General features: G+C 39.1%; 16 protein-coding genes. 10 read left to right on the top strand and 6 right to left on the bottom strand.

Going from position 1 to position 21,382, the window contains the following annotated elements; genetic code table 11:
• The first annotated feature begins 511 nt into the window (after window positions 1-511).
• From E2R67_RS08785 to E2R67_RS08775, 3 genes are read left to right on the top strand one after another with little or no spacing between them, the layout of a single operon-like run.
• Window positions 512-1,207 (top strand): ABC transporter ATP-binding protein, encoded by a 696-nt coding sequence (locus E2R67_RS08785; RefSeq protein ID WP_134290577.1) that lies wholly within the window; start codon window positions 512-514, stop codon window positions 1,205-1,207.
• Window positions 1,207-2,781 (top strand): ABC transporter permease, encoded by a 1,575-nt coding sequence (locus tag E2R67_RS08780; protein ID WP_134290576.1) that lies wholly within the window; start codon window positions 1,207-1,209, stop codon window positions 2,779-2,781. Before E2R67_RS08785 ends, E2R67_RS08780 begins: the two co-directional genes overlap by 1 nt.
• 8 nt (window positions 2,782-2,789) lie before the next feature.
• Complete coding sequence (locus tag E2R67_RS08775) at window positions 2,790-3,452, top strand: DUF3299 domain-containing protein (RefSeq protein WP_134290575.1); 663 nt, start codon at window positions 2,790-2,792, stop codon at window positions 3,450-3,452.
• 86 nt (window positions 3,453-3,538) lie between these two features.
• Here E2R67_RS08775 and cysG read toward each other — a convergent pair whose 3' ends face one another.
• Window positions 3,539-4,957: a siroheme synthase CysG gene (gene cysG, locus E2R67_RS08770; protein WP_134290574.1), complete on the bottom strand. Its 1,419-nt coding sequence runs from the start codon at window positions 4,955-4,957 to the stop codon at window positions 3,539-3,541.
• Window positions 4,958-5,515: 558 nt separating this feature from the next.
• On the opposite strand from cysG, the gene E2R67_RS08765 reads away from it, so the two are divergent.
• The 4 genes from E2R67_RS08765 (at window position 5,516) to E2R67_RS08750 (ending at window position 10,148) form a co-directional block, all read left to right on the top strand.
• Window positions 5,516-5,779 (top strand): DUF4212 domain-containing protein, encoded by a 264-nt coding sequence (locus tag E2R67_RS08765; protein ID WP_134290573.1) that lies wholly within the window; start codon window positions 5,516-5,518, stop codon window positions 5,777-5,779.
• Window positions 5,780-5,794: 15 nt separating this feature from the next.
• The gene (locus E2R67_RS08760; protein ID WP_134290572.1) at window positions 5,795-7,513 is read left to right on the top strand and encodes a sodium:solute symporter family protein; all 1,719 of its coding nucleotides are present in this window, start codon (window positions 5,795-5,797) and stop codon (window positions 7,511-7,513) included.
• Window positions 7,514-7,584: 71 nt separating this feature from the next.
• The gene (locus tag E2R67_RS08755; protein ID WP_134290571.1) at window positions 7,585-9,459 is read left to right on the top strand and encodes a DUF294 nucleotidyltransferase-like domain-containing protein; all 1,875 of its coding nucleotides are present in this window, start codon (window positions 7,585-7,587) and stop codon (window positions 9,457-9,459) included.
• Window positions 9,459-10,148, top strand: coding sequence for an exonuclease domain-containing protein (locus tag E2R67_RS08750; protein ID WP_134290570.1), 690 nt, complete (start codon window positions 9,459-9,461; stop codon window positions 10,146-10,148). Before E2R67_RS08755 ends, E2R67_RS08750 begins: the two co-directional genes overlap by 1 nt.
• 79 nt (window positions 10,149-10,227) lie before the next feature.
• Here the strand turns inward: E2R67_RS08750 and glnS are convergent, their stop codons facing one another.
• Together glnS and nagE are read right to left on the bottom strand one after the other, a co-directional pair.
• Window positions 10,228-11,889 carry a glutamine--tRNA ligase gene (gene glnS, locus E2R67_RS08745; protein ID WP_134290569.1) on the bottom strand — a complete coding sequence of 554 codons (1,662 nt, stop codon included), beginning with the start codon at window positions 11,887-11,889 and terminating at the stop codon, window positions 10,228-10,230.
• A 127-nt stretch (window positions 11,890-12,016) separates the two neighbouring features.
• On the bottom strand, window positions 12,017-13,474 hold the full coding sequence (gene nagE, locus E2R67_RS08740; protein WP_134290568.1) for an N-acetylglucosamine-specific PTS transporter subunit IIBC: 1,458 nt from the start codon (window positions 13,472-13,474) through the stop codon (window positions 12,017-12,019).
• Between the two features lie 263 nt (window positions 13,475-13,737).
• On the opposite strand from nagE, the gene nagB reads away from it, so the two are divergent.
• On the top strand, window positions 13,738-14,529 hold the full coding sequence (gene nagB / locus E2R67_RS08735) for a glucosamine-6-phosphate deaminase (RefSeq protein ID WP_134290567.1): 792 nt from the start codon (window positions 13,738-13,740) through the stop codon (window positions 14,527-14,529).
• Between the two features lie 49 nt (window positions 14,530-14,578).
• The gene (gene nagA / locus E2R67_RS08730; RefSeq protein ID WP_134290566.1) at window positions 14,579-15,712 is read left to right on the top strand and encodes an N-acetylglucosamine-6-phosphate deacetylase; all 1,134 of its coding nucleotides are present in this window, start codon (window positions 14,579-14,581) and stop codon (window positions 15,710-15,712) included.
• A gap of 102 nt (window positions 15,713-15,814) precedes the next feature.
• Here nagA and clpB read toward each other — a convergent pair whose 3' ends face one another.
• From clpB to rluD, 3 genes are all read right to left on the bottom strand, one after another.
• Window positions 15,815-18,388: an ATP-dependent chaperone ClpB gene (clpB, locus tag E2R67_RS08725; RefSeq protein WP_134290565.1), complete on the bottom strand. Its 2,574-nt coding sequence runs from the start codon at window positions 18,386-18,388 to the stop codon at window positions 15,815-15,817.
• A 130-nt stretch (window positions 18,389-18,518) separates the two neighbouring features.
• A complete protein-coding gene (pgeF, locus tag E2R67_RS08720) occupies window positions 18,519-19,265 on the bottom strand; it encodes a peptidoglycan editing factor PgeF (protein ID WP_134290564.1) in 747 nt (248 codons plus the stop codon).
• An 8-nt stretch (window positions 19,266-19,273) separates the two neighbouring features.
• A complete protein-coding gene (rluD, locus tag E2R67_RS08715; protein ID WP_134290563.1) occupies window positions 19,274-20,254 on the bottom strand; it encodes a 23S rRNA pseudouridine(1911/1915/1917) synthase RluD in 981 nt (326 codons plus the stop codon).
• A gap of 182 nt (window positions 20,255-20,436) precedes the next feature.
• Here rluD and E2R67_RS08710 point away from each other — a divergent pair, with 182 nt between their 5' ends.
• A complete protein-coding gene (locus E2R67_RS08710; RefSeq protein ID WP_134290562.1) occupies window positions 20,437-21,228 on the top strand; it encodes an outer membrane protein assembly factor BamD in 792 nt (263 codons plus the stop codon).
• The last annotated feature ends 154 nt before the right edge of the window (window positions 21,229-21,382 follow it).

Genomic DNA, 21,382 nt, shown 5'->3' with positions numbered 1-21,382 from the left:
CAGGTGGCTTGAAAGCCACATCCCTAAAACACCAAAAGTAAATCGGCTTCGGGACGTCGGATTCATCCGACCTTGTGTTAACTAATCGCATTATAGGTGGCTTAAAAGCCACGTCCCGAAGTCACACCTAAAACATACAAAATCAAAAGCCAAACGACTTCGGGACATCGGATTCATCCGACCTTGTTTTGCATAATCGCATTACAGGTCACTTAAAAGTGACGTCCCTAAATCAACACAAAAGAGGCTTAAAAGCGACGTCCCTAAATCAACACAAAAGAGGCTTAAAAGCCACGTCCCGAGATCAAATTACAAGTCATTTAAAAGTGACATCCCGAGAACATCTTGAAGCAACATCGTAAGAACACAAAACACATTGAGAAAATAAATGCCTCTTTTTACTTGCTCTATTATTTTTTATTTTGTTATATTGTAACAATCAAGAGTTATGTTATAACAAAATTAACGTAACCTCTCCGCTAATGCGTTCTCGTTCATATATGGAAAAGTGATGATAAATTTAACTGATCTCAGCTTTGCTTGGAATAAACAACCAATAATCGACATCAAGGAACTCACCATCAAGAAGGGTGAACATTTATTTATTGAAGGCCCGAGTGGTAGCGGCAAGAGTACTTTATTAAGTTTGCTCGCTGGGGTGATCACACCTCAAAGCGGTGATATTTCTATTCTTGAGCAACCACTGAATTTATTAACGGCGAGTCAAAAAGATACCTTTAGGGCCAACCATATTGGTTTTATATTCCAACAATTTAATCTGCTCCCTTATTTGAATGTGTTGGATAACATTACTTTACCTTGCTCCTTCTCAGGCATCCGAAAACATAAAGCATTATCACAAAGCAAAAACCTAGAAAGTGAAGCGATTCGTTTATTAAACGCGTTAGGTTTGGATGATCCTGAATTGTTACAACGTAGTGTTAACGAACTGAGTGTGGGACAGCAACAACGTGTTGCGGCGGCTCGCGCTATGTTAGGTAGCCCTGAAATTATTATTGCGGACGAACCTACTTCTGCATTGGATAGCGATAACCGCGAATCCTTTATTAAAGTGTTATTCGATGAATGCCAAAAGGCAGATATCACGCTTATTTTTGTTAGCCATGATACAAGCTTAAAAACGCACTTTAAGCACAGCCTTAAACTACAAGAAATTAACCAAGCAACTATTAAGGAGGCGGTGTAATGGCTATTTTATCGTTAGCATTTAAAAGTTTACTTAATCGCAAACTCACTTTTTTTATTACTCTATTTTCAATCGCCATCAGTGTGACTTTGCTATTAGGCGTACAAACCTTAAAAACTGAAACTAAAACTAGTTTTATGAAAAGCATTTCAGGTACTGATTTAATTATTGGTTCTCGTGGTGCTTCATCGCAGTTATTACTCAGCTCGGTATTTCATATTGGTAGCAGCACGAACACTATCAAATATGAAACCTATCAAGATATTGAAAAATTACCTGCCGTTGAGTGGGCCGTTCCAATTTCCATGGGAGATTCACACAAAGGTTATACTGTTATTGCTACTAACTTGAGCTTTTTCGATCACTTTAGTTATGCCAATAAACAAAACCTAACAGTTCAGTCTGGCAGTATTGATGACGATATGTTTGCCGTAGCCATTGGTGCCGATGTAGCACAAAAACTAGATTACCATGTGGGCGACCGCATTATTGTGACTCACGGCGGTGGTGAAATAGAAGGACATGATCACGATAATATTCCTTTCTTTGTTAGTGCAATACTCTCCCCTTCTTTCACCGCTATCGACCAAACGCTTATTATTTCGTTAGAAGCAATGGAAGCAATGCACACTGAAACGCATGATCATTTAGGTGCGTTGCCGGGTGAAACATTGTTAGATTCAGATCATCATGAGCATCACGACGAGCATGATGAAGACCATGAACAACATGCCGCACATGATAAACACGATGAACATCACGACGAACATGATGAAGACCATGAACAACATACTGCACATGATAAACACGATGAACATCATGACGAGCATGATGAAGACCACGCACAACATGCCGCACATGATAAACACGACGAACATGACGAAGACCATGAACAGCATGCTGCACATGATAAACACGATGAGCATCATGATGAGCATGACGAAAGCCATGAACAACATGCTGCACACGAACATGAAGATACGCAAGACCAACGTATTGCACGCTTGTTAAAACTGAAACCAGAAAATATCAATGCTATTTTTGTTGGACTAACTTCTCGCCACGCTGTTCTAGGTATGCAAAGTTATGTTAATAATTTCCAAGGTGAACCACTTACTGCGATTATCCCCGCGGTTGCATTACAAGAACTATGGCAGTTCTTTAGCCTTGCGGAATCAGCACTTAATATTGTGACAACTTTTGTCGTATTAGTTGGTTTATTGGGCATGCTCAGTATTATTTTGATGAGTTTAAATGAACGTCGTAGAGAAATGGCTGTCTTACGGTCTGTGGGTGCACGACCAAGCCATATTTTTGGCCTGATAATTGGTGAAGCAGGCTTTGTTTGTTTAACTGGTATTCTACTTGGTGTGATATTACTTTATGCTGTGTTACTCATATTACAAACCCCATTAGCAAATTATTACGGGTTTTATTTAGACATTAATATGTTAACCAGTAATGATTTATTTATTTTATTAACCATTCAATGTAGCGCATTATTGATTGCTCTCATTCCGGGCGCATTGATTTATAAATATTCGCTGTCCGACGGTATGAATATTAAATTTTAGGAATAGATGTGAAGAAAATATTCTTTATCACTTTATTATTAAGCTTTATCTCTACGGCACAAGCCGTAGACGCATTTAAGATTACTTGGCAAGATTTAGAAGGGAAAATGGCACCTTTCCATAATCCCTTTGATGAGCTTTCCGACGAACAGCTTTATAACCTATCGATTTATGGGCGTATTTCTGAAATCGAAAAGTTTGCTCCCGATAAAGTTACCGATGCAATGCGAGAAGAAGCCGCTGCCGCTAAGGCAAAACTGATCGCTGAAAAAGTTGATATTGAATATTTATTTGAACAACGTTTGTTATTAATTGAAAAACGCCAAGCAGCGGCTCTAGTGACTAATGATTTATTAGCCAATAGAGAAATTGAAATGTCTGGTTTTATGCTTGCATTGGAGTTTGATAACGGTTTAGTCACTGAGTTTTTGTTGGTGCCGACCATGGGAGCTTGTTCGCATAAGCCAGTACCACCAGCTAACCAAATCATTTATGTGAAAGCCCAAAAAGCCATTGAAGCTGGTTCGCCTTATATGCCAATTAAGGTAACGGGTAAATTACGTATTACTCCACAGGCAAAAGATTTGTATTTAGTGGATGGCCAAAAGAAAATTGAAATGGCTTACACCTTGGAAGACACAATCGTAGAGCCTTTTATCGCAACGCGTTAACATTTAATTATCTCAACAAACAAAAAGGCCGTGATACTGAATGATTTGCATCAGTATCACGGCCTTTTTTATTAATAGTTATAAAGTTACGATAAGTTAACTAAGAACGGATCTCTTGATGGTTTAGGATTATTATCCGGTTCAAACCATGCTAATTTACTAGCAAGCTCTACTACTTCGCCAACTATAATTAACGTTGCACCTTCTAACCCACCACCTAATTGTGATAATTCAGATAAACAACCTGTGATCACTTGCTGATCGTGCCTTGTTCCTTTATTAATTAAGGCGACGGGTGTATTTGCATCGCGGCCATTAATTAACAGGTTACTTTGAATATCCGTTGCACGTAAAAGCCCCATGTAAACTACTAGGGTTTGATTCGGAATCGCTAATGCTTTCCAATTTAATGGTTGCCCGTCGGCTTTTCTGTGTCCAGTTACAAAAGTCACGGACTGAGCATAATCTCGATGCGTTAAAGGAATACCTGCATAAGCACTACAACCAGAAGCCGCTGTTATTCCTGGTACAACTTGGAAAGCCACACCCGCTTCAACCAGCTCTTCTAATTCTTCGCCACCACGACCAAAGATAAATGAATCACCACCTTTTAAACGCACTACTTTTTTGCCTTGTTGAGCAAATTCAACCAACATTTGATTAGTACGAGACTGTTCAACTTCATGATTACCAGCGGCTTTACCTACAGACATTAAGTCAGCATCACGTCTAACAAGATCTAATATTTCTTTCGACACAAGGCGATCATATAAAACGATATCGGCTTGTTGCATTAGCTGTAGCGCTCTTAGCGTTAATAAAGAAGGATCGCCTGGACCTGCGCCAATCAGAGCCACTTCACCTTGCGCGATTTCTTCGGTCAAATTCGCTTCCATAAAGTCTTGCGCTTTTTGCATTTGCCCTTTTTGTAACAGGCTTGCAAGGGTGCCATTACCAAATAACTTTTCCCAGTAGCGACGACGTAAAGACTCTTTAGTGATCACTTGTTTCACTCTATGTCTAAATTCACCTGATATTTTCGCTAAACGAGCGATATGCATTGGTAATAAGGTTTCTAAACGCTCACGAATCAAGCGTGCTAATACTGGTGCTTTGCCGCCACTTGAAATCGCCACAACGATAGGAGAACGGTCAACAATAGAAGGCATAATAAAAGTACATAGGCTTGGTTCATCAACCACATTCACTAATAATTGTTTTTGCTCTGCTAGTTTCGCAATATGTTCGTTAATTTCACGCTGATTAGTTGCCGCAATCACTAACCATTTGTCTTCAATAAATTCATCTTTAAAAACATCATGAATAATAGTTAATTGATTATTATCGGCTTTTTGTTGTAAAGACTCACACACTTCAGGCGCACAAACAGTAATTGCTGCACCGGCTTTTAATAACAAGTGCACTTTACGAACTGCAATATCTCCACCGCCAACAACAAGGCAATGACGATCTTTTATTTTGGTGAAAATTGGAAAATAATCCATATCTATCTCAGGTGGTGAGTAAAGGTAATACTATAAAGAATTAGTAAGCGAATATAAAATATTTAAAGCACATTATTTATGTCAATTATGTATATAGATGAACAGATATACACTTAATGATTGTTATTACTATTTACAACTAAAATCCTTATTAAGATTTGAATTTTAAATCACAAATAATGAATAATAATTCATATTATAGCCTTTTAATGAATATCAACAATTGCTTTTTCCGCTTCATTTTTATTATTACAAAAAATAATCAGCATATGATCTGTGTCTACAAATTTAATTTTATCCCCTCTCATTGTGATAAACCGCGCAATTTTTAATCAGAAAAATATGATCTCGCGCTGTTCTCTCTGTATCAAAACAAAATAATTAACATAGTATTAACAACGTATTTACTTGATAAGGAAATAACTTCTCAATAAATAATTATTAAGTGATTAAAAATAGAATGCTTATTTTTTGTTTCATTAACGGTTAATTTAACGACAAAAAATAATGCCATTTTATCAACAATCACTTTCTCATTGACACATTAAGGAGAATGAAATGAGTTTTGAAAATGTAGATAAAGCCGATGGATATTGGAAAGAAAATATCAGGCTGGTGATCATACTACTAAGTATTTGGGCAGCGGTTTCCTTCGGCTGTGGCATTTTATTAGTTGACGTATTAAATGAATTTACCTTTATGGGATTCAAACTAGGATTCTGGTTTGCTCAACAAGGTGCGATATATGTGTTTGTGGCGTTGATTTTTGTTTACGCAGCAAAAACACACAAACTTGATCAAAAATACGGTGTTGACGAATAAAAAAGGATTACAACAATGGATGTTCAAACTTTAACTTATCTTATCGTAGGGGCCACTTTTGCCCTGTATATTGGTATTGCGATATGGAGCCGAGCTGGCTCAACTCAAGAATTTTACGTAGCAGGTGGCGGTGTTCACCCAGTAGTTAATGGTATGGCAACGGCAGCTGATTGGATGTCAGCGGCTTCGTTTATCTCATTGGCAGGTATCGTTTCATTTGTTGGATACGATGGCTCAGTCTACCTAATGGGTTGGACTGGTGGTTATGTACTACTTGCTCTATTAATGGCGCCTTATTTACGTAAATTCGGTAAATTTACTGTGCCAGATTTTATCGGTGATCGTTATTACTCACAAACAGCGCGTACTGTTGCGGTTATTTGTGCGATCTTCGTGAGCTTTACTTATATCGCAGGGCAAATGCGCGGTACGGGTGTTGTATTCTCCCGCTTCTTAGAAGTAGATGTTGATACAGGTGTTTACATCGGCATGTGTGTGGTTTTCTTCTACGCGGTATTAGGTGGAATGAAAGGGATCACTTATACACAAGTAGCACAATACTGTGTTTTGATTTTTGCCTTTATGGTACCTGCTATTTTCTTATCCATTTTAATGACTGGTCATGTTATTCCACAAATCGGATTTGGTTCTGAATTGTTAGATGCCGCTGGTAATAGTTCAGGTGTTTTCTTACTTGATAAACTAGATGGCCTCTCCACACAACTCGGGTTTGCTGAATATACCATTGGTTCAAAAAGTACTATTGATGTGTTCTTTATTTGTGGCGCATTAATGTTTGGTACTGCTGGTTTACCGCATGTCATTGTACGTTTCTTTACAGTTCCACGCGTTAAAGATGCACGTAGTTCAGCAGGTTGGGCGTTAGTATTTATCGCGATCATGTACACAACGATTCCTGCACTAGCGGCTTTCTCTCGTGTAAATATGATTGAAACCATTAATGGTCCCGATGGCCAAGGTGTTCCACATGCTGAAGCACCAAGCTGGATCAATAGTTGGGAAAAAACAGGTTTAATCAAATGGGATGATAAAAACGGCGATGGCAAAATGTCTTACGCTAATGGCGAAACTAATGAGATGAAAATCGACCGCGATATCATCGTATTAGCAACACCTGAAATTGCGAACTTACCTGCTTGGGTTATCGCATTGATTGCTGCCGGTGGTTTAGCTGCTGCACTATCAACCTCTGCTGGATTATTATTAGTTATCTCAACCTCTGTGTCCCATGATTTACTTAAGAAAAACCTCATGCCACATATCTCTGATAAAAAAGAGCTCATGTATGCGCGAACAGCCGCCGCTGTTGGTGTTGTGATTGCAGGTTATTTCGGCATTAACCCACCGGGCTTTGTAGCCGCCGTGGTCGCAATAGCCTTTGGTTTGGCTGCCTCTTCTTTATTCCCAGCAATTACGATGGGGATCTTCTCTAAGAAGATGAACAAAGAAGGTGCGATTGCAGGTATGGTTGCAGGTTTAGCCTTTACTACGATTTACATTATTTACTTCAAATTTGTAAATCCAGGTGCCAACATTGCTGACAACTGGTTATTTGGTATTTCACCAGAAGGTATCGGTTTGTTAGGTATGGTGATTAACTTCTCTGTTGCTATCTTGGTTTGTAGAATGACAGCTGAAGTGCCAAAAGATGTACAAGAAATGGTTGAAGCCATTCGTTTCCCTAAAGGATCAGGCGAAGCCTCTAACCATTAAATTGATGGTTAATTTTAAAAAGCGCTTCGGCGCTTTTTTTGTTTGTTATTGATTCAATAAAGGACAAAGAAATGGATAACAGTGAATTACAGCCTATTTTCGATTTTATGTGTCAATTACCCCCTTTTGATTCACTCGATCAAACAATCCTAAAACAATGCTGCCAATCCTTAACCATTGCTTATTACGGCAAGCAACAACAATTAGTGCATGTTGATACCAATCAAGCGCAACTTTACATTGTACGTAGCGGTGCTTTTGAAGTTACAACACAACAAGGTGAATTAATTGATCGCATCGCTGAAGGTCAATTCTTTGGTTTTAGTGGCATGTTGTCTGGCGAAAAAGTGGTTAACCAAGTACATATACTCGAAGATGGATTGGTTTATCATTTACCTGCAACAATGTTTGACCAATTACGCGCACAAAGCCACTCCTTTGATCGTTTCTTTAATCAAGCTTTTGCAAAACGTTTACGCAATCAGGGTTCCATTTCCAATAAACATATTAATACTGCTCGCATTACACATATTATGTGTCGAAATCTCACTACCATTCATCCCGATGCCACTATCCATCAAGCTGCTTTATTAATGTCTGAAAAAAGATTGTCGTCTTTAGTGGTAATGGAAGATCAACTTTTATGCGGTATTTTAACGGATCGCGATTTACGTAACCGTGTCTTAGCAAAAGGATTAAACGGCGATTTATTAGTGAAACAAGTGATGACTGACAATCCTTTCACTATCGAGCCTAATGCACTTATTTTTGAAGCTATGCTAAAAATGAGTGAAAACAATATCCACCATTTACCTGTTGTGGATAAGGTGGATTTAGCAGGTCAAGAGCAACAAGGTAAAAAACCAATCGGCATTATTACCAGTACCGACCTGATTCGTAGCCAAAGCTCGCAACCTCTATTGCTGATTGGACAAATCGATCGTCAAAACAGCCTAGAAGAAATTATTCAAGTCAGTCAAAAAATACCAGAGTTATTACATAACTTAATTAGCAGCGATGCAAAAGCGATTGAGATTGGCCGTATTTTAACGTCGGTCACCGATTCATTAACACGCCGATTAATCACCATAAAACAAATGCAATTAGGTGAAGCGCCAATGTCATTCTGCTGGCTTGCCTTTGGTTCTCAAGGTCGGCAAGATCAAATGGCAGGCTCAGATCAAGATAATGCACTTGTACTAGAAAGAGAGCCTAAGCAAACAGAACAAGCTTATTTTAAAGCTTTATCAGAATATGTTTGTCATGCCTTGGATGCCTGTGGTTTTCCATTCTGCCCCGGTAATATCATGGCGCAAAACCCACAATGGCAATTAAGCTTAAAACAATGGCAACAACAGTTTACAAGTTGGGTGCGCACACCAAATCCAAAAGCTTTGTTAAATGCCACTATCTTTTTTGATATTCGCCCTATTTCAGGTGACTTTCATTTGTTTGAGCAGCTTCAAGAAACCATCTTAAAAACAACTAAAAATAACGATATCTTTATTGCAGCAATGACCAAAAATGCATTGCAATCAACGCCACCTTTGGGGTTTTTCCGTAGCTTAGTGATAGAGCGAGATGGCAGTGAAGTAAAAGGGATCGACTTAAAACATAAAGGTAACGCCTTAATTAATGACATTGTGAGAATCTATTCTTTAGCCGCGGGCGTAGCCGAAGTAAACACTAGCAAACGCCTTGAAAGTTTGATTTCAAAAAACAAAATAGATAAAGAAATTGCTATGAGTTTATTGGACGCATGGGAGTTTATTGCTCATAAACGCTTAACCAATCAAGGTTTACAATTTAACAAACAACAAACCGTTTCTAATTACATTTTGCCGGATAACCTTTCGCCCTTAGCAAGACACCAATTAAAAGATGCTTTTAAAGTCATTCATGAAGCCCAATCCACCATTCGATTAAAATTTTTAAGGCGGTTTTAATGCTTAAACAATGGTGGTTGCAAAGGCAGTTAAAAAAGCGAATTAATAACAGTTCGTTAGATAGCGCGCGAATGCATTATCAATATTTACTCGACCATTTGCATCAACCTATTTCTACAGTGAATCTGTTGGCGCTTGATATTGAAATGACAGGGTTAGATCCTAAAAAAAATCAAATGGTGAGTATTGGTATAATTCCTATTATCAACGCGCAAATTCAACCTAAATTAGCACAATATAAATTAATAAAAATTCAAGGTAGTGTGGGTCAAAGCGCAGTGATTCACGGTGTGTTAGATAACGATCTCAAGCATGCATTATCTATTCAGGAAATATTACTTTGGTTATTTAAACAATGTGAAGATAAAGTCTTAGTCGCGCATCACGCACCACTAGATTTGCAATTCCTACAACGTGCATTGTTAAGCACTCAAATACATTCACAACCTTTGTTAGCTATTGATACCTTGCATATCGACAAGGAACGTCAGCTTCGTCAACATCAAGTGTTGAAGACAGGCAGTCTTCGCTTAAACGCTTGTCGTTCTCGTTATAACTTACCCATTTATAATGCTCATAATGCATTAACCGATGCGTTAGCTTGTGCAGAACTTTTGCTAGCGCAATTGAGTCAAATGGGAGGAATGGAAGATATTACATTAGCGCAATTACTCATTAAAAATCGCTAACGAGTAATAAACACAAGCTTACAGGCATAAAAAAGGCCTTCATAAGAAGACCTTTTAGCGATTGATAATGAGCTAACGATTAACCAGCCCAAGAATCGCGTAGTGCAACCGTGCGGTTGAATACTAACTTCTCTGGCGTTGAATCTTTACTATCAGCACAGAAGTAACCTTCACGCTCAAATTGGTAAGCCACTTCCGCTTTTGCATCTACTAAGCCTTTTTCAACAAAACCGTGTTTTACCACTAATGATTCAGGATAAATGACGCTATGAATGTCTTCTGCAGCAGCTGGGTTTTCAGCCGTGAATAGACGATCGTAAATGCGGAACTCAGCTTGATTATTAGAAGCAGCACTTACCCAATGAATAACGCCTTTTACTTTGCGTCCATCTTCAGGATTTTTACCTAAAGTACCTGCATCATAAGTACAATGAACTTCTGTGATATTACCTTCAGCGTCGGTTTTAAAATCATCGGCACGGATCACGTAAGCATTACGTAAACGTACTTCTTTATGTAATTTAAGACGTTTGTATTGCTTGTTACCTTCTTCTCTAAAGTCGGCTCTATCGATATAAAGTTCACGAGAGAAAGGTAAAGTACGAGTTCCCATGCTTTCATCTTTAGGATGAACTGGCGCGGTTAGTTGTTCAATTTTATCTTCATCATAGTTAGTGATGATTACTTTGATTGGGTCGATCACTGCCATCGCACGTGCGCCATTCGCTTCTAAGTTTTCACGAACACACGCTTCAAGCGATGCTAGTTCAACTGTATTTTCTTGCTTAGTCACGCCAATACGTTTTGAAAATTCACGTAATGAAGCCGCTGGGTAACCACGACGACGCATACCAGAAATCGTTGGCATACGAGGATCGTCCCAACCTGTTACGATATTGTCTTCAATTAATGCATTTAATTTACGCTTAGAGGTCAGTGTGTACTGCAAGTTCAAACGTGAGAACTCTATTTGACGTGGTTTAGCAGCAATAGTGATATTCGCTAGCACCCAATCATAAAGTGGACGATGATCTTCAAATTCTAATGTACATAAACTGTGGGTTACGCCTTCGATGGCATCCGAAATACAGTGTGTGAAATCGTACATTGGGTAGATGCACCATTTATCGCCAGTTTGATGATGATGTGCAAAACGAATACGATAAATCACAGGATCACGCATTTTCATGTTTGGTGAAGCCATATCGATTTTTGCACGCAACATCATTGTGCCTTCTTCAAACTCACCCGCACGCATACGTTTGAATAAGTCTAAGCTTTCAGCAATTGGACGATCACGGAATGGGCTATTTTTACCTGGCGAAGTTAATGTGCCACGGTATTCACGCGTTTGTTCTGCATTTAATTCACAAACGTAAGCTTTACCGTTTTCGATTAACTCAACGGCGTAATCAAAAAGTTGTTCAAAGTAGTTTGATGAATAACGAATATCACCTTGCCATTTAAAGCCTAACCAAGTGACATCTTTTTCAATCGCAGCAACATAGTCAGCATCTTCTTTAACTGGGTTGGTATCATCAAAACGCAAGTTACAAGCAGAATTTGGGTAATCTAAGGCCAAACCAAAGTTTAAGCAGATAGATTTAGCATGACCAATATGTAGGTAACCATTGGGCTCAGGAGGAAAACGTGTCTGGATCGCCTGATGTTTACCACTCTCAAGATCGTTTTCAATGATAGTGCGAATAAAATTACTTGGGCGTGTTTCCAGTTCAGACATTGTAACCTCTAAAATACATGATTCATAAAGGAGCAATCATCGTATATTCTAGCGCTAAGCTCAAGTTAAATAATGCTATAAACGTGAGAAACACTAAAGGCACTCGAATGAATGCCTTGAAAATGAATCACTTTATTTCTTTCATCGCATCGGCAATACTTTCGGCTTGCGGTCCAATAATCACTTGTAGATTATTTTCACCTAATTTCACCACTCCCATTGCACCTAATGCTTTCATATCAGCTTCTTTAATTTTAGTGCGATCCGTTAAGGTTAAACGCAAACGAGTGATACAAGCATCAATCGTTTCAATGTTTTTTATGCCACCTAATGCCTTAACGTAAGCTTTTGCTAAGTCATTACCTTTTTTAGGCTCGTCTTGATGAATTAAAGTTGCTTCCTGTTCCCGTCCCGGTGTTTTCAAATTCAATTTTTTTATTAACCCCATAAAAGTAAAATAGTAAATCCCAAAGAAAACAACACCTTGTGCAAGTAGCATATACCACTGTTTTGCCAATGGATTTTTTGATGAAAGCACCATATCAACAAAACCAGCAGAAAAACCAAAACCAGCCATCCACTCCATATGAGCCGCAATATAAACTGAAATCCCGGTTAATAACGCATGCACAAAATACAATAGCGGCGCGACGAACATAAACGAAAACTCTAATGGTTCAGTAACGCCAGTAAAGAATGATGCTAATGCGGCGGCAATCATAATTGAAGCGACTTTTTCTTTGTTTTCTTTTCTCGCGGACATATAAATGGCTAATGCAGCACCTGGTAACCCAAACATCATAATCGGAAAGAAACCTGCTTGATACATTCCCACTGTCCCCACTGCTGTTTTACCTTCAGCGGCAAATTCAACGATGGTTTGTTGGCCAGCTAAAAAGTTAGGGATGTCATTAATGCCTGCAACATCAAACCAGAAAACGGAGTTAAGTGCATGATGAAGCCCAACAGGAATTAATAAACGATTAAAGAAGCCATAAAGCCCTGCCCCAAAATCACCAAGGCCAGAAACGGTTTCACCAAAACTCAATAGATTGGCATAAATCAGAGGCCACAGATACATCAAAGCAAAAGACACAATCATCATCACAATAGAAACAACGATAGGCACAAAACGACGACCAGAGAAAAACGCTAAGGCATTATGTAATTCAACATTTGAAAATTTGTTATATAACTCAGCAGAAATGATACCAACAAGGATCCCAATAAACTGATTATCTATTTTTGCAAAGGCGGCATGAGCCACTTCGCCTGTAATTTGCTCAACGGCAGTTGGCGACAATAAAGTGGTCACCACTAGCCAACCAACTAAACCAGAAAGTGCAGCGGCACCGTCTTTATCTTTGGACATGCCATAGGCAACACCGACCGCAAATAACAACGCCATATTATCAATCACAGCAGAGCCTGCTTTAATTAAAAAAGCAGCTAATTGAGATCCTCCCCCCCACGCATTGGGGTCAATCCAATAACCCACTCCCATTAATATGGCAGCAGCAGGTAAAACCGCAACAGGCACCATTAATGCTCTACCTATTTGTTGCATGTAACCTAAGATATTCATCCTGTTCTCCTTAACGTGATGTTAAACTTTTAATGGTTATAATGCTGTAATAGCAAAAAATAAAAAATGACTCCAGATAAGATAGCTTGCTTCAAGCATAAACCCTATGACTTTAGCCGCTTTGTCATAAGGCGCAAATGTAATCCATTGATTCTGTGATATCTATACTCGTTAAACTTATCTTGTCACTGTAAACACATGTCACTTTAAGTAAACTAACGTTAAACTCTATTCGCCCTTGTGTTATTAGTTAGGAGTCCTTCATGCGCTTAGTTCCATTACAACATACTGCTGATGTCGGTTTATGGTCTGCTCGTTATATTGCAGATCAAATCACTGCGTTTGCGCCGACGGCAGAACGACCATTTGTGCTTGGACTCTCAACGGGAAGCACGCCTTTAGCAACTTACCAACATTTAATCGAGTTTTGTAAAGCGGGTAATCTCAGCTTTCGCAATGTAATAACTTTTAATATGGACGAATATGTCGGGCTTTCCGCTTCTGATCCACAAAGTTACCATCACTTTATGCATCAACAATTTTTTGACCATCTCGATATTCAACCTCAGAATATTAATTTATTAAATGGGTTAGCTGAAGACTTAACAGCTGAATGCCAACGCTATGAAAATAAAATTAAAAGTATCGGTAAAATCCATTTATTTTTAGGTGGTGTCGGTATTGATGGTCATATTGCCTTTAATGAGCCCGGTTCGTCATTAGCTTCTCGTACTCGTATCAAAACCTTAGCTTTAGATACACGGTTCGCTAATTCCCGATTCTTTGATAATGATGTTGATAAAGTCCCTAAGCAAGCATTAACCATTGGTGTAGCGACATTATTAGATGCAAAGGAAGTATTGATCTTAGCAACAGGGCATAATAAGGCCTTAGCATTACAAGCAGCCGTTGAAGGTCCAATAACACAACAATGGACAATCTCAGCCTTACAAATGCATGAAAAAGCGATCATTGCCTGCGATTCAGCCGCGACCATGGAGCTTAAAGTAAAAACATTAAAATACTTTACTGAAATAGAAGCGCAAAATGCGTAAGCATTCAATAAACAATACAAATTCAGCTATTTCTACGGAGAAATAAATCATGTACGCCCTAATCAATTGTACAATTTATACCAGTGAATCAATATTAACTGAGCATGCGGTGATCATTGAGAATGACCGAATAGAACAGATTTCACTTATTTCCGATTTGCCAAAAGACTTAAAAACAATTGATTTAAATGGAGATAATTTATCCGCCGGGTTTATTGATTTACAATTAAATGGCTGTGGTGGTGTGATGTTTAATGGTGCGGAAACAATGGACACTTTAGCGACCATGCAAGCCGCTAATTTAAAATCAGGCACCACAAGTTACCTGCCCACCTTCATTACTGCTGCCGATGATGGCATGAAACAAGCGTTACAAGTCACACGCAGTTATATGCAACAAACGCCTAATGAAGTCTTAGGTTTACACCTTGAAGGACCTTACATTAGTGTGGCAAAAAAAGGGATTCATCGCCAAGAATTTATCCGCGATCCAGATGCTGCGATGATTGATCAACTCTGTGCCAATGCCGATATTATTCAAAAAATCACGCTTGCTCCTGAAAATACGCCTCTTGAAATCATTCAACAGTTAATCGATGCGGGTATTGTTGTTTCATTAGGGCACAGTAATGCAACTTATCAACAAGCGACAGCCGCTATTCAGCACGGCGCTTCATTTGCTACGCATTTGTTTAATGCAATGAGCCCAATGACAGGACGCGAGCCTGGCATGGTCGGAGCGATTTATGATAATAATATTTATGCAGGCATTATTGCCGATGGCTTTCATGTGGCTTATGAGAACATTCGAATCTCTAAAAAAATCATGGGTGACAAATTAATTTTAGTCACCGACGCCACAGCGGCCGCAGGTGCTAATATTGAAAGTTTTGATTTTGTAGGCACTCAAGTTTACTACAAAGATGGCAAGTGTTTTGGAGCAGACGGCACTTTAGGTGGTTCAGCATTAACCATGATAGAAGCCATTGAGAATAGTGTTAAATTTGTTGGTATATCACTTGATGAAGCATTGCGAATGGCCACTTTATATCCAGCTAAAGCCATTGCTGTTGATAATAAATTAGGCAGTATTAGCGTAGGAAAGATTGCGAATTTGACACGTTTTAACCATGATTTTGAAGTTACAGCAACCGTGGTTAATGGCGTTTATCAAGCATCATAGGTGTTTAGTTGTTTAGTTGTTTAGTTGCTTATATGATTAACTAATCGAAATAAAAAGAGGCCGCTAAGCGACCTCTTTGATATTGAGCTTTAGTAGCTCGTGCTATTGTTTAAAAACAATCTTACCGTCTTCTACATCCGCAAGAATGGTTTTACCCATTACAAGTTCATCGGATAGTATTTTCTGCGCTAATGCGTTTTCTAATAACTGTTGTACCGCCCTTTTTAAGGGACGCGCTCCGTAAGCTGGGTCATAACCAGCATTCACCAATAAATCGATGGAATCTTCATTAAAGGTGAGATGGTAATCCTTACCTTTAAGACGAGTTTGCAATGCATGTAATTGGATCGTCGCGATAGATTTAATGTGTTTTTCACTCAACGGGTGGAACACAACGGTTTCATCAATACGATTCAAAAACTCAGGCTTAAAGTGATTACCTAACACACCTAATAAAGTATTTTTCACTTCATCATAGGACGCACGAGGGAAGGACTCTTGAATAATTTCAGAGCCAATATTCGAGGTCATAATGATCACTGTGTTACGGAAATCCACGGTACGGCCTTGTCCGTCTGTTAAACGCCCGTCATCTAATACTTGCAATAAAATATTAAACACATCTGGATGTGCCTTTTCTATTTCATCCAACAGGATCACTGAATAAGGTTTACGACGAACCGCTTCCGTTAAGTAGCCACCTTCTTCATAACCAACGTATCCCGGAGGCGCACCGACCAAACGAGCAACAGAATGTTTCTCCATAAATTCGGACATGTCGATACGCACCATATTATCAACACTATCAAACAAGAACCCAGCGAGTGCTTTACAAGATTCTGTTTTACCTACCCCAGTTGGACCTAGGAATAGGAATGAACCAATTGGACGGTCAGGATCACTTAACCCTGCACGGCTACGACGAATCGCATTGGAAATTGCATCAATAGCTTCATTTTGACCAACGACTTGTGAATGAAGATGTTTTTCCATTTGTAGTAGTTTGTCTTTTTCACCTTCTAGCATTTTTGAAACAGGGATACCTGTCCAATGCGCTAAAATAAGGGCAATTTCATTTTCGGTCACGCTATGTTTAAGCAATGTCATTTCTTGCATTTCAGCTTGTGAAGCAAGATCCAATTGTTTTTCTAAGTCAGGAATTCGCCCGTATTGTAATTCCGACATACGCGTTAGATCTGCAGCACGACTTGCCACTTCTAAATCTAGACGTGCTTGCTCTAAGGCTTGCTTAATATTTTGCGTACCTGATAAAGCCGCTTTTTCTGTTTTCCAAACTTCATCTAACTGTTTATATTCTTTACCTTTTGTTTTTAAGGTTCTTTCTAAATCTTGAAGACGTTTTACGCTGGCGTCATCCGTTGAATTTTGTAGGGCTTTTTGCTCTACCGTTAATTGGATGATTTTACGTCCTAATTTATCTAAACTTTCTGGCTTAGAGTCCATTTGTAAACGAATACTTGATGCTGCTTCATCGATTAAATCGATCGCTTTATCAGGCAATTGGCGATCAGAAATATAGCGATGTGATAAGGTCGCCGCAGCAACAATCGCAGGATCGGTAATTTCTACTTTATGATGTAATTCGTAGCGTTCTTTTAAACCACGTAAAATGGCAATCGTATCTTCAACGCTAGGTTCATCCACTTGTACTTTTTGGAAACGACGCTCTAAAGCGGCATCTTTTTCAATATATTGACGATATTCATCTAAAGTCGTTGCACCAACACAATGTAACTCTCCTCGCGCTAACGCAGGTTTAAGCATGTTACTTGCGTCCATTGCGCCATCGCCTTTACCCGCGCCAACCATGGTGTGTAATTCATCAATAAAGAGGATCACTTGCCCTTCTTCTTTTGACAATTCTGCAAGTACTGCTTTTAAACGCTCTTCAAATTCACCACGGTATTTTGCACCCGCGATTAAAGAGCCCATATCTAATGATAAAACGCGTTTTCCTTTTAACCCTTCTGGGACTTCACCATTAACAATACGTTGCGCTAAGCCTTCTACAATGGCGGTTTTACCCACACCAGGTTCACCGATGATCACAGGATTATTTTTAGTACGACGTTGTAATACTTGTACCATGCGACGCACTTCGTCATCTCGACCAATCACTGGGTCTAATTTACCAGAAGCCGCTCGCTCGGTAAGGTCGATAGTGTATTTGTCCAAAGCTTGCTCTGGGCCATCATCATTTGCATCGGTGACATTTTGGCCTTGACGAATTTTCTTCAAAGACGCTTCTACTTTATCTTTTGAAAGACCTAATTTTTTTAATGTGTTGCCTAGTTCGCCTTTATCTTCACACACTGCCATTAGGAATATTTCTGAAGAAATAAACTTATCTTTGGCTTTCTGTGCATATTTATCGCAAAGATTAAAGGTAATGCCGAGTTGGCTAGAGAGTTGTATATCACCGCCAATACCAGACACTTTAGGCATTCTGTCTAACATTGCTGAGAGTTGAGATCGTAATAAATTTACGTCTATTTCAAGATCTGACAATATCGCACGTACTGATCCACTATCTTTATTCAGTATCGCCGCTAATAAATGAGTTCCTTCGATATACTGGTGATCACGTCCTAACGCAATAGATTGAGCATCAGACAAAGCCAGTTGGAATTTGCTCGTTAATTTATCTAAACGCATGATGTTTCTCCTAAGTGTTTACCCTATAAAGAATGGGGACAAGCAAATTAATAACAAGGTTAGTGTAGAAGAAAATCAATAATAAATGGCTTTAAAAATGAGGAAAATTAAAACGGAAGAGGCTAAAAAGCTAGTCGATCCAAATGAAGGTCGCTAAGCGCCCTGTTTTACCATCTCGGCGATATGAATAGAATAATTCGGGGTCGTTGAAGGTACATAACTCACTTTCGCTAATGTTAACGCCATCAAACTCAGTTAGTCGTAATTTGGTTAATTGATGTAGGTTAGCAAACCATTTACCTGTTGTTTCAGCTGCAATAAAAGCATCATCGGCTAATGGATTTTGTTGAATGAATTGATCGCGCACATCATCCCCCACTTCAAAAACCTCAGGGCCAATACAAGGACCTAACCAAACCAGTAAATCATCAGTTGATAAAGCCAGTTCATTGCAAATACGATGCAGCGTTTTTTCCACAATTCCATCACATAAACCACGCCAGCCAGCATGAATAGCTGCCACAAAACTGCCTTGTTTATTGGTAATTAAAACAGGTAAACAATCAGCTGTCATTACCACGCAAGTTCGCTGAGAAGAGTCAGCCCAACTTGCATCTGCATTTACATTTTGAGGTGTGTTATTGGTTAGCTTAATAAGCTCGGTGCTATGAGTCTGATTTAACCAACAAAAGTTAGGCGCTTTATTGAAGTGATTTGTTAACAGTAAGCGATTGTTAGCAACATGCTCAGGATCATCACCAACATGTTGCCCTAAGTTCAAACCTAAAAACTCCCCCTGACTCACACCACCTTGTCGTGTTGTTGAGTAAGCATGAATATGGGCGGGAGCCGCCCAGTTAGGTTTAATTAACTGCATCAGCGTGATTACAGATCTAATTCTTTTTCATGGGAGATAGCATCGGCACGCAATGCGGCTGCTAGCACTTTAAAGTCTTCTGGCGGCTCTGCATGCCATTCCATTTCTTCGCCTGTTATTGGATGCTCTAAACGCAACATGGTTGCATGTAGTGCTTGGCGTCTAAAGCCACGTAACGCTTCGCTTAATTCAACCGATGCACCTTTTGGCGGACGCGGACGACCACCGTAAACAGGGTCACCAGCTAATACATGGCCAATCGACATCATATGCACACGAATTTGGTGAGTACGACCCGTTTCTAAACGCAAACGTAAACGTGTATGTGCACGATACTTTTCAGAGATGCGGTAATGTGTGATTGCGTCTTTACCAGCAGTAAAGTTAACCGCCATTTTAGTACGATGCACTTTATCACGGCCAATTGGGGCATCAACTTTCCCCCCCGCGGTAAAACAACCAGAGGCAATAGCATCATATTCACGCGTCATTTGGCGTGCTTGTAAGCTTGTGACTAAATGTGTTTGAGCGGGAACGGTTTTAGCCACTACCATTAAGCCAGACGTTTCTTTATCAAGACGATGCACTATACCTGCACGAGGTACTTCAGCAATACTTGGGTAATGGTATAACAATGCATTTAATAAGGTACCGCTAGCGTTACCAGCACCAGGATGAACAACTAAACCAGCAGGTTTATTGATCACTAAAATATCGTCATCTTCATAGACAATATCTATTTCAATTTTTTGAGCAATAAACGTCACTTCATCTTTAAGAACAGCATTTACTTCTAGTAATTGCCCCGTAAAAACTTTTTCACGTGGCGTAGAAGAAACTTTGCCATCGATCTGTACCAGATCCGCTAAAATCCATTCTTTAATGCGAGAACGTGAATAATCAGGGAAAAGTGCGGCAACCGCTTGGTCTAATCGAAATCCTAACTGTTCATCAGTCACTTCTGCAGATAGGTGTATTGCTTGGCTCATAGTGCTCTCTTATTGTGTTTTGTTCTGTTGTCGTAGTCTTAATGCGTATACTTGTTACCGAGCAAAGTGCTTTGTTCAGTTGGTAACTGGGTATATTGTCACATTTTGTCTTTTTTTACTTTTATTTCTTTCTGCGATAACCGATACTGTTGTTTTTAATCTTGGCTGACATTATAACACTTATGAATAAGATCCTTAGACTAATAACGAGCAGTTTTTTTATCGCCACAGTTATTTCTGGTTGTTCCTCGCAAAGAGCACAGGAACCACAGGTTGCAGATAAACCACCTGTTGAATTATATAAAGATGCTGCTATTGCATTAGAATCAGCTAATTTCGAAAAAGCCTCTGAAGTTTTAGAAGCTTTAGATAGCCGTTATCCTTTTGGACCTCATGCTGAGCAAGTTCAATTAGACTTAATTTATAGTTACTACAAACGCGGTGAAATCGCACTAGCAACCGCTAATATTGATAAGTTTATTCGCTTAAACCCAACTCATCCTGATTTAGATTATCTCTATTATATGCGTGGTCTTGTTAGTTTGTCTGCAGATCAACAAATATTTCAAAATTTATACGGTGTAGATCGCTCCGACCGCGATCAAACTCACTCGCAAAAAGCTTTTAAAGCCTTTAACAAAATCATTACTGATTACCCACAAAGCCAATATGCAAAAGATGCGCGCCAACGCATGATATTTTTGAAAGGCCGTCTTGCTCGTTACGAAATCTCTATTGCAGAATGGTATTTAAAACGTGACGCTTACGTTGCAGCCATTAATCGCGCGAAAATCGTATTAAATAATTACCCTGATACACAATCGGTAGAACAAGCTTTACGCATCATGATACTTGCTTATAGAGAGCTCGGCTTAGAAACGCCAGAGAAGAATGCGATGGCAGTATTAAAACTAAATTACCCTAACAGCGGTGAAATTAAACGCGAAGACAAATGGGTTATATTTGATTGGTAATCTATAAATAGACAATAAAAAAGGAGAACTTAGTTCTAATGCCTGTCAGTTAAGAACTGATGGGCATTTTTTTACCTTTTCTTTCTGCGTATCTTTTGGGTCTCGCTTTAACCATTCTTGGGTAACTTCTCTCTCGCCGTTCAGGCAAAACAAA

Source organism: Psychromonas algicola, assembly GCF_004378355.1.
Taxonomy (GTDB): domain Bacteria; phylum Pseudomonadota; class Gammaproteobacteria; order Enterobacterales; family Psychromonadaceae; genus Psychromonas.
The sequence above is the reverse complement of the archived record's forward strand: the minus strand, read 5'-3'. Positions and strand labels throughout refer to the sequence as shown.

Bases quoted from the DNA above. Each gene is read 5' to 3' on its own strand.
- E2R67_RS08765 (WP_134290573.1), top strand. From the start codon at position 5,516: ATGAGTTTTGAAAATGTAGATAAAGCCGATGGATATTGGAAAGAAAAT.
- E2R67_RS08750 (WP_134290570.1), top strand. From the start codon at position 9,459: ATGCTTAAACAATGGTGGTTGCAAAGGCAGTTAAAAAAGCGAATTAAT.
- E2R67_RS08710 (WP_134290562.1), top strand. From the start codon at position 20,437: ATGAATAAGATCCTTAGACTAATAACGAGCAGTTTTTTTATCGCCACA.
- pgeF (WP_134290564.1), bottom strand. From the start codon at position 19,265: ATGCAGTTAATTAAACCTAACTGGGCGGCTCCCGCCCATATTCATGCT.
- rluD (WP_134290563.1), bottom strand. From the start codon at position 20,254: ATGAGCCAAGCAATACACCTATCTGCAGAAGTGACTGATGAACAGTTA.
- E2R67_RS08780 (WP_134290576.1), top strand. From the start codon at position 1,207: ATGGCTATTTTATCGTTAGCATTTAAAAGTTTACTTAATCGCAAACTC.
- cysG (WP_134290574.1), bottom strand. From the start codon at position 4,957: ATGGATTATTTTCCAATTTTCACCAAAATAAAAGATCGTCATTGCCTT.
- nagA (WP_134290566.1), top strand. From the start codon at position 14,579: ATGTACGCCCTAATCAATTGTACAATTTATACCAGTGAATCAATATTA.
- E2R67_RS08760 (WP_134290572.1), top strand. From the start codon at position 5,795: ATGGATGTTCAAACTTTAACTTATCTTATCGTAGGGGCCACTTTTGCC.
- clpB (WP_134290565.1), bottom strand. From the start codon at position 18,388: ATGCGTTTAGATAAATTAACGAGCAAATTCCAACTGGCTTTGTCTGAT.
- nagB (WP_134290567.1), top strand. From the start codon at position 13,738: ATGCGCTTAGTTCCATTACAACATACTGCTGATGTCGGTTTATGGTCT.
- glnS (WP_134290569.1), bottom strand. From the start codon at position 11,889: ATGTCTGAACTGGAAACACGCCCAAGTAATTTTATTCGCACTATCATT.
- E2R67_RS08755 (WP_134290571.1), top strand. From the start codon at position 7,585: ATGGATAACAGTGAATTACAGCCTATTTTCGATTTTATGTGTCAATTA.
- E2R67_RS08785 (WP_134290577.1), top strand. From the start codon at position 512: ATGATAAATTTAACTGATCTCAGCTTTGCTTGGAATAAACAACCAATA.
- nagE (WP_134290568.1), bottom strand. From the start codon at position 13,474: ATGAATATCTTAGGTTACATGCAACAAATAGGTAGAGCATTAATGGTG.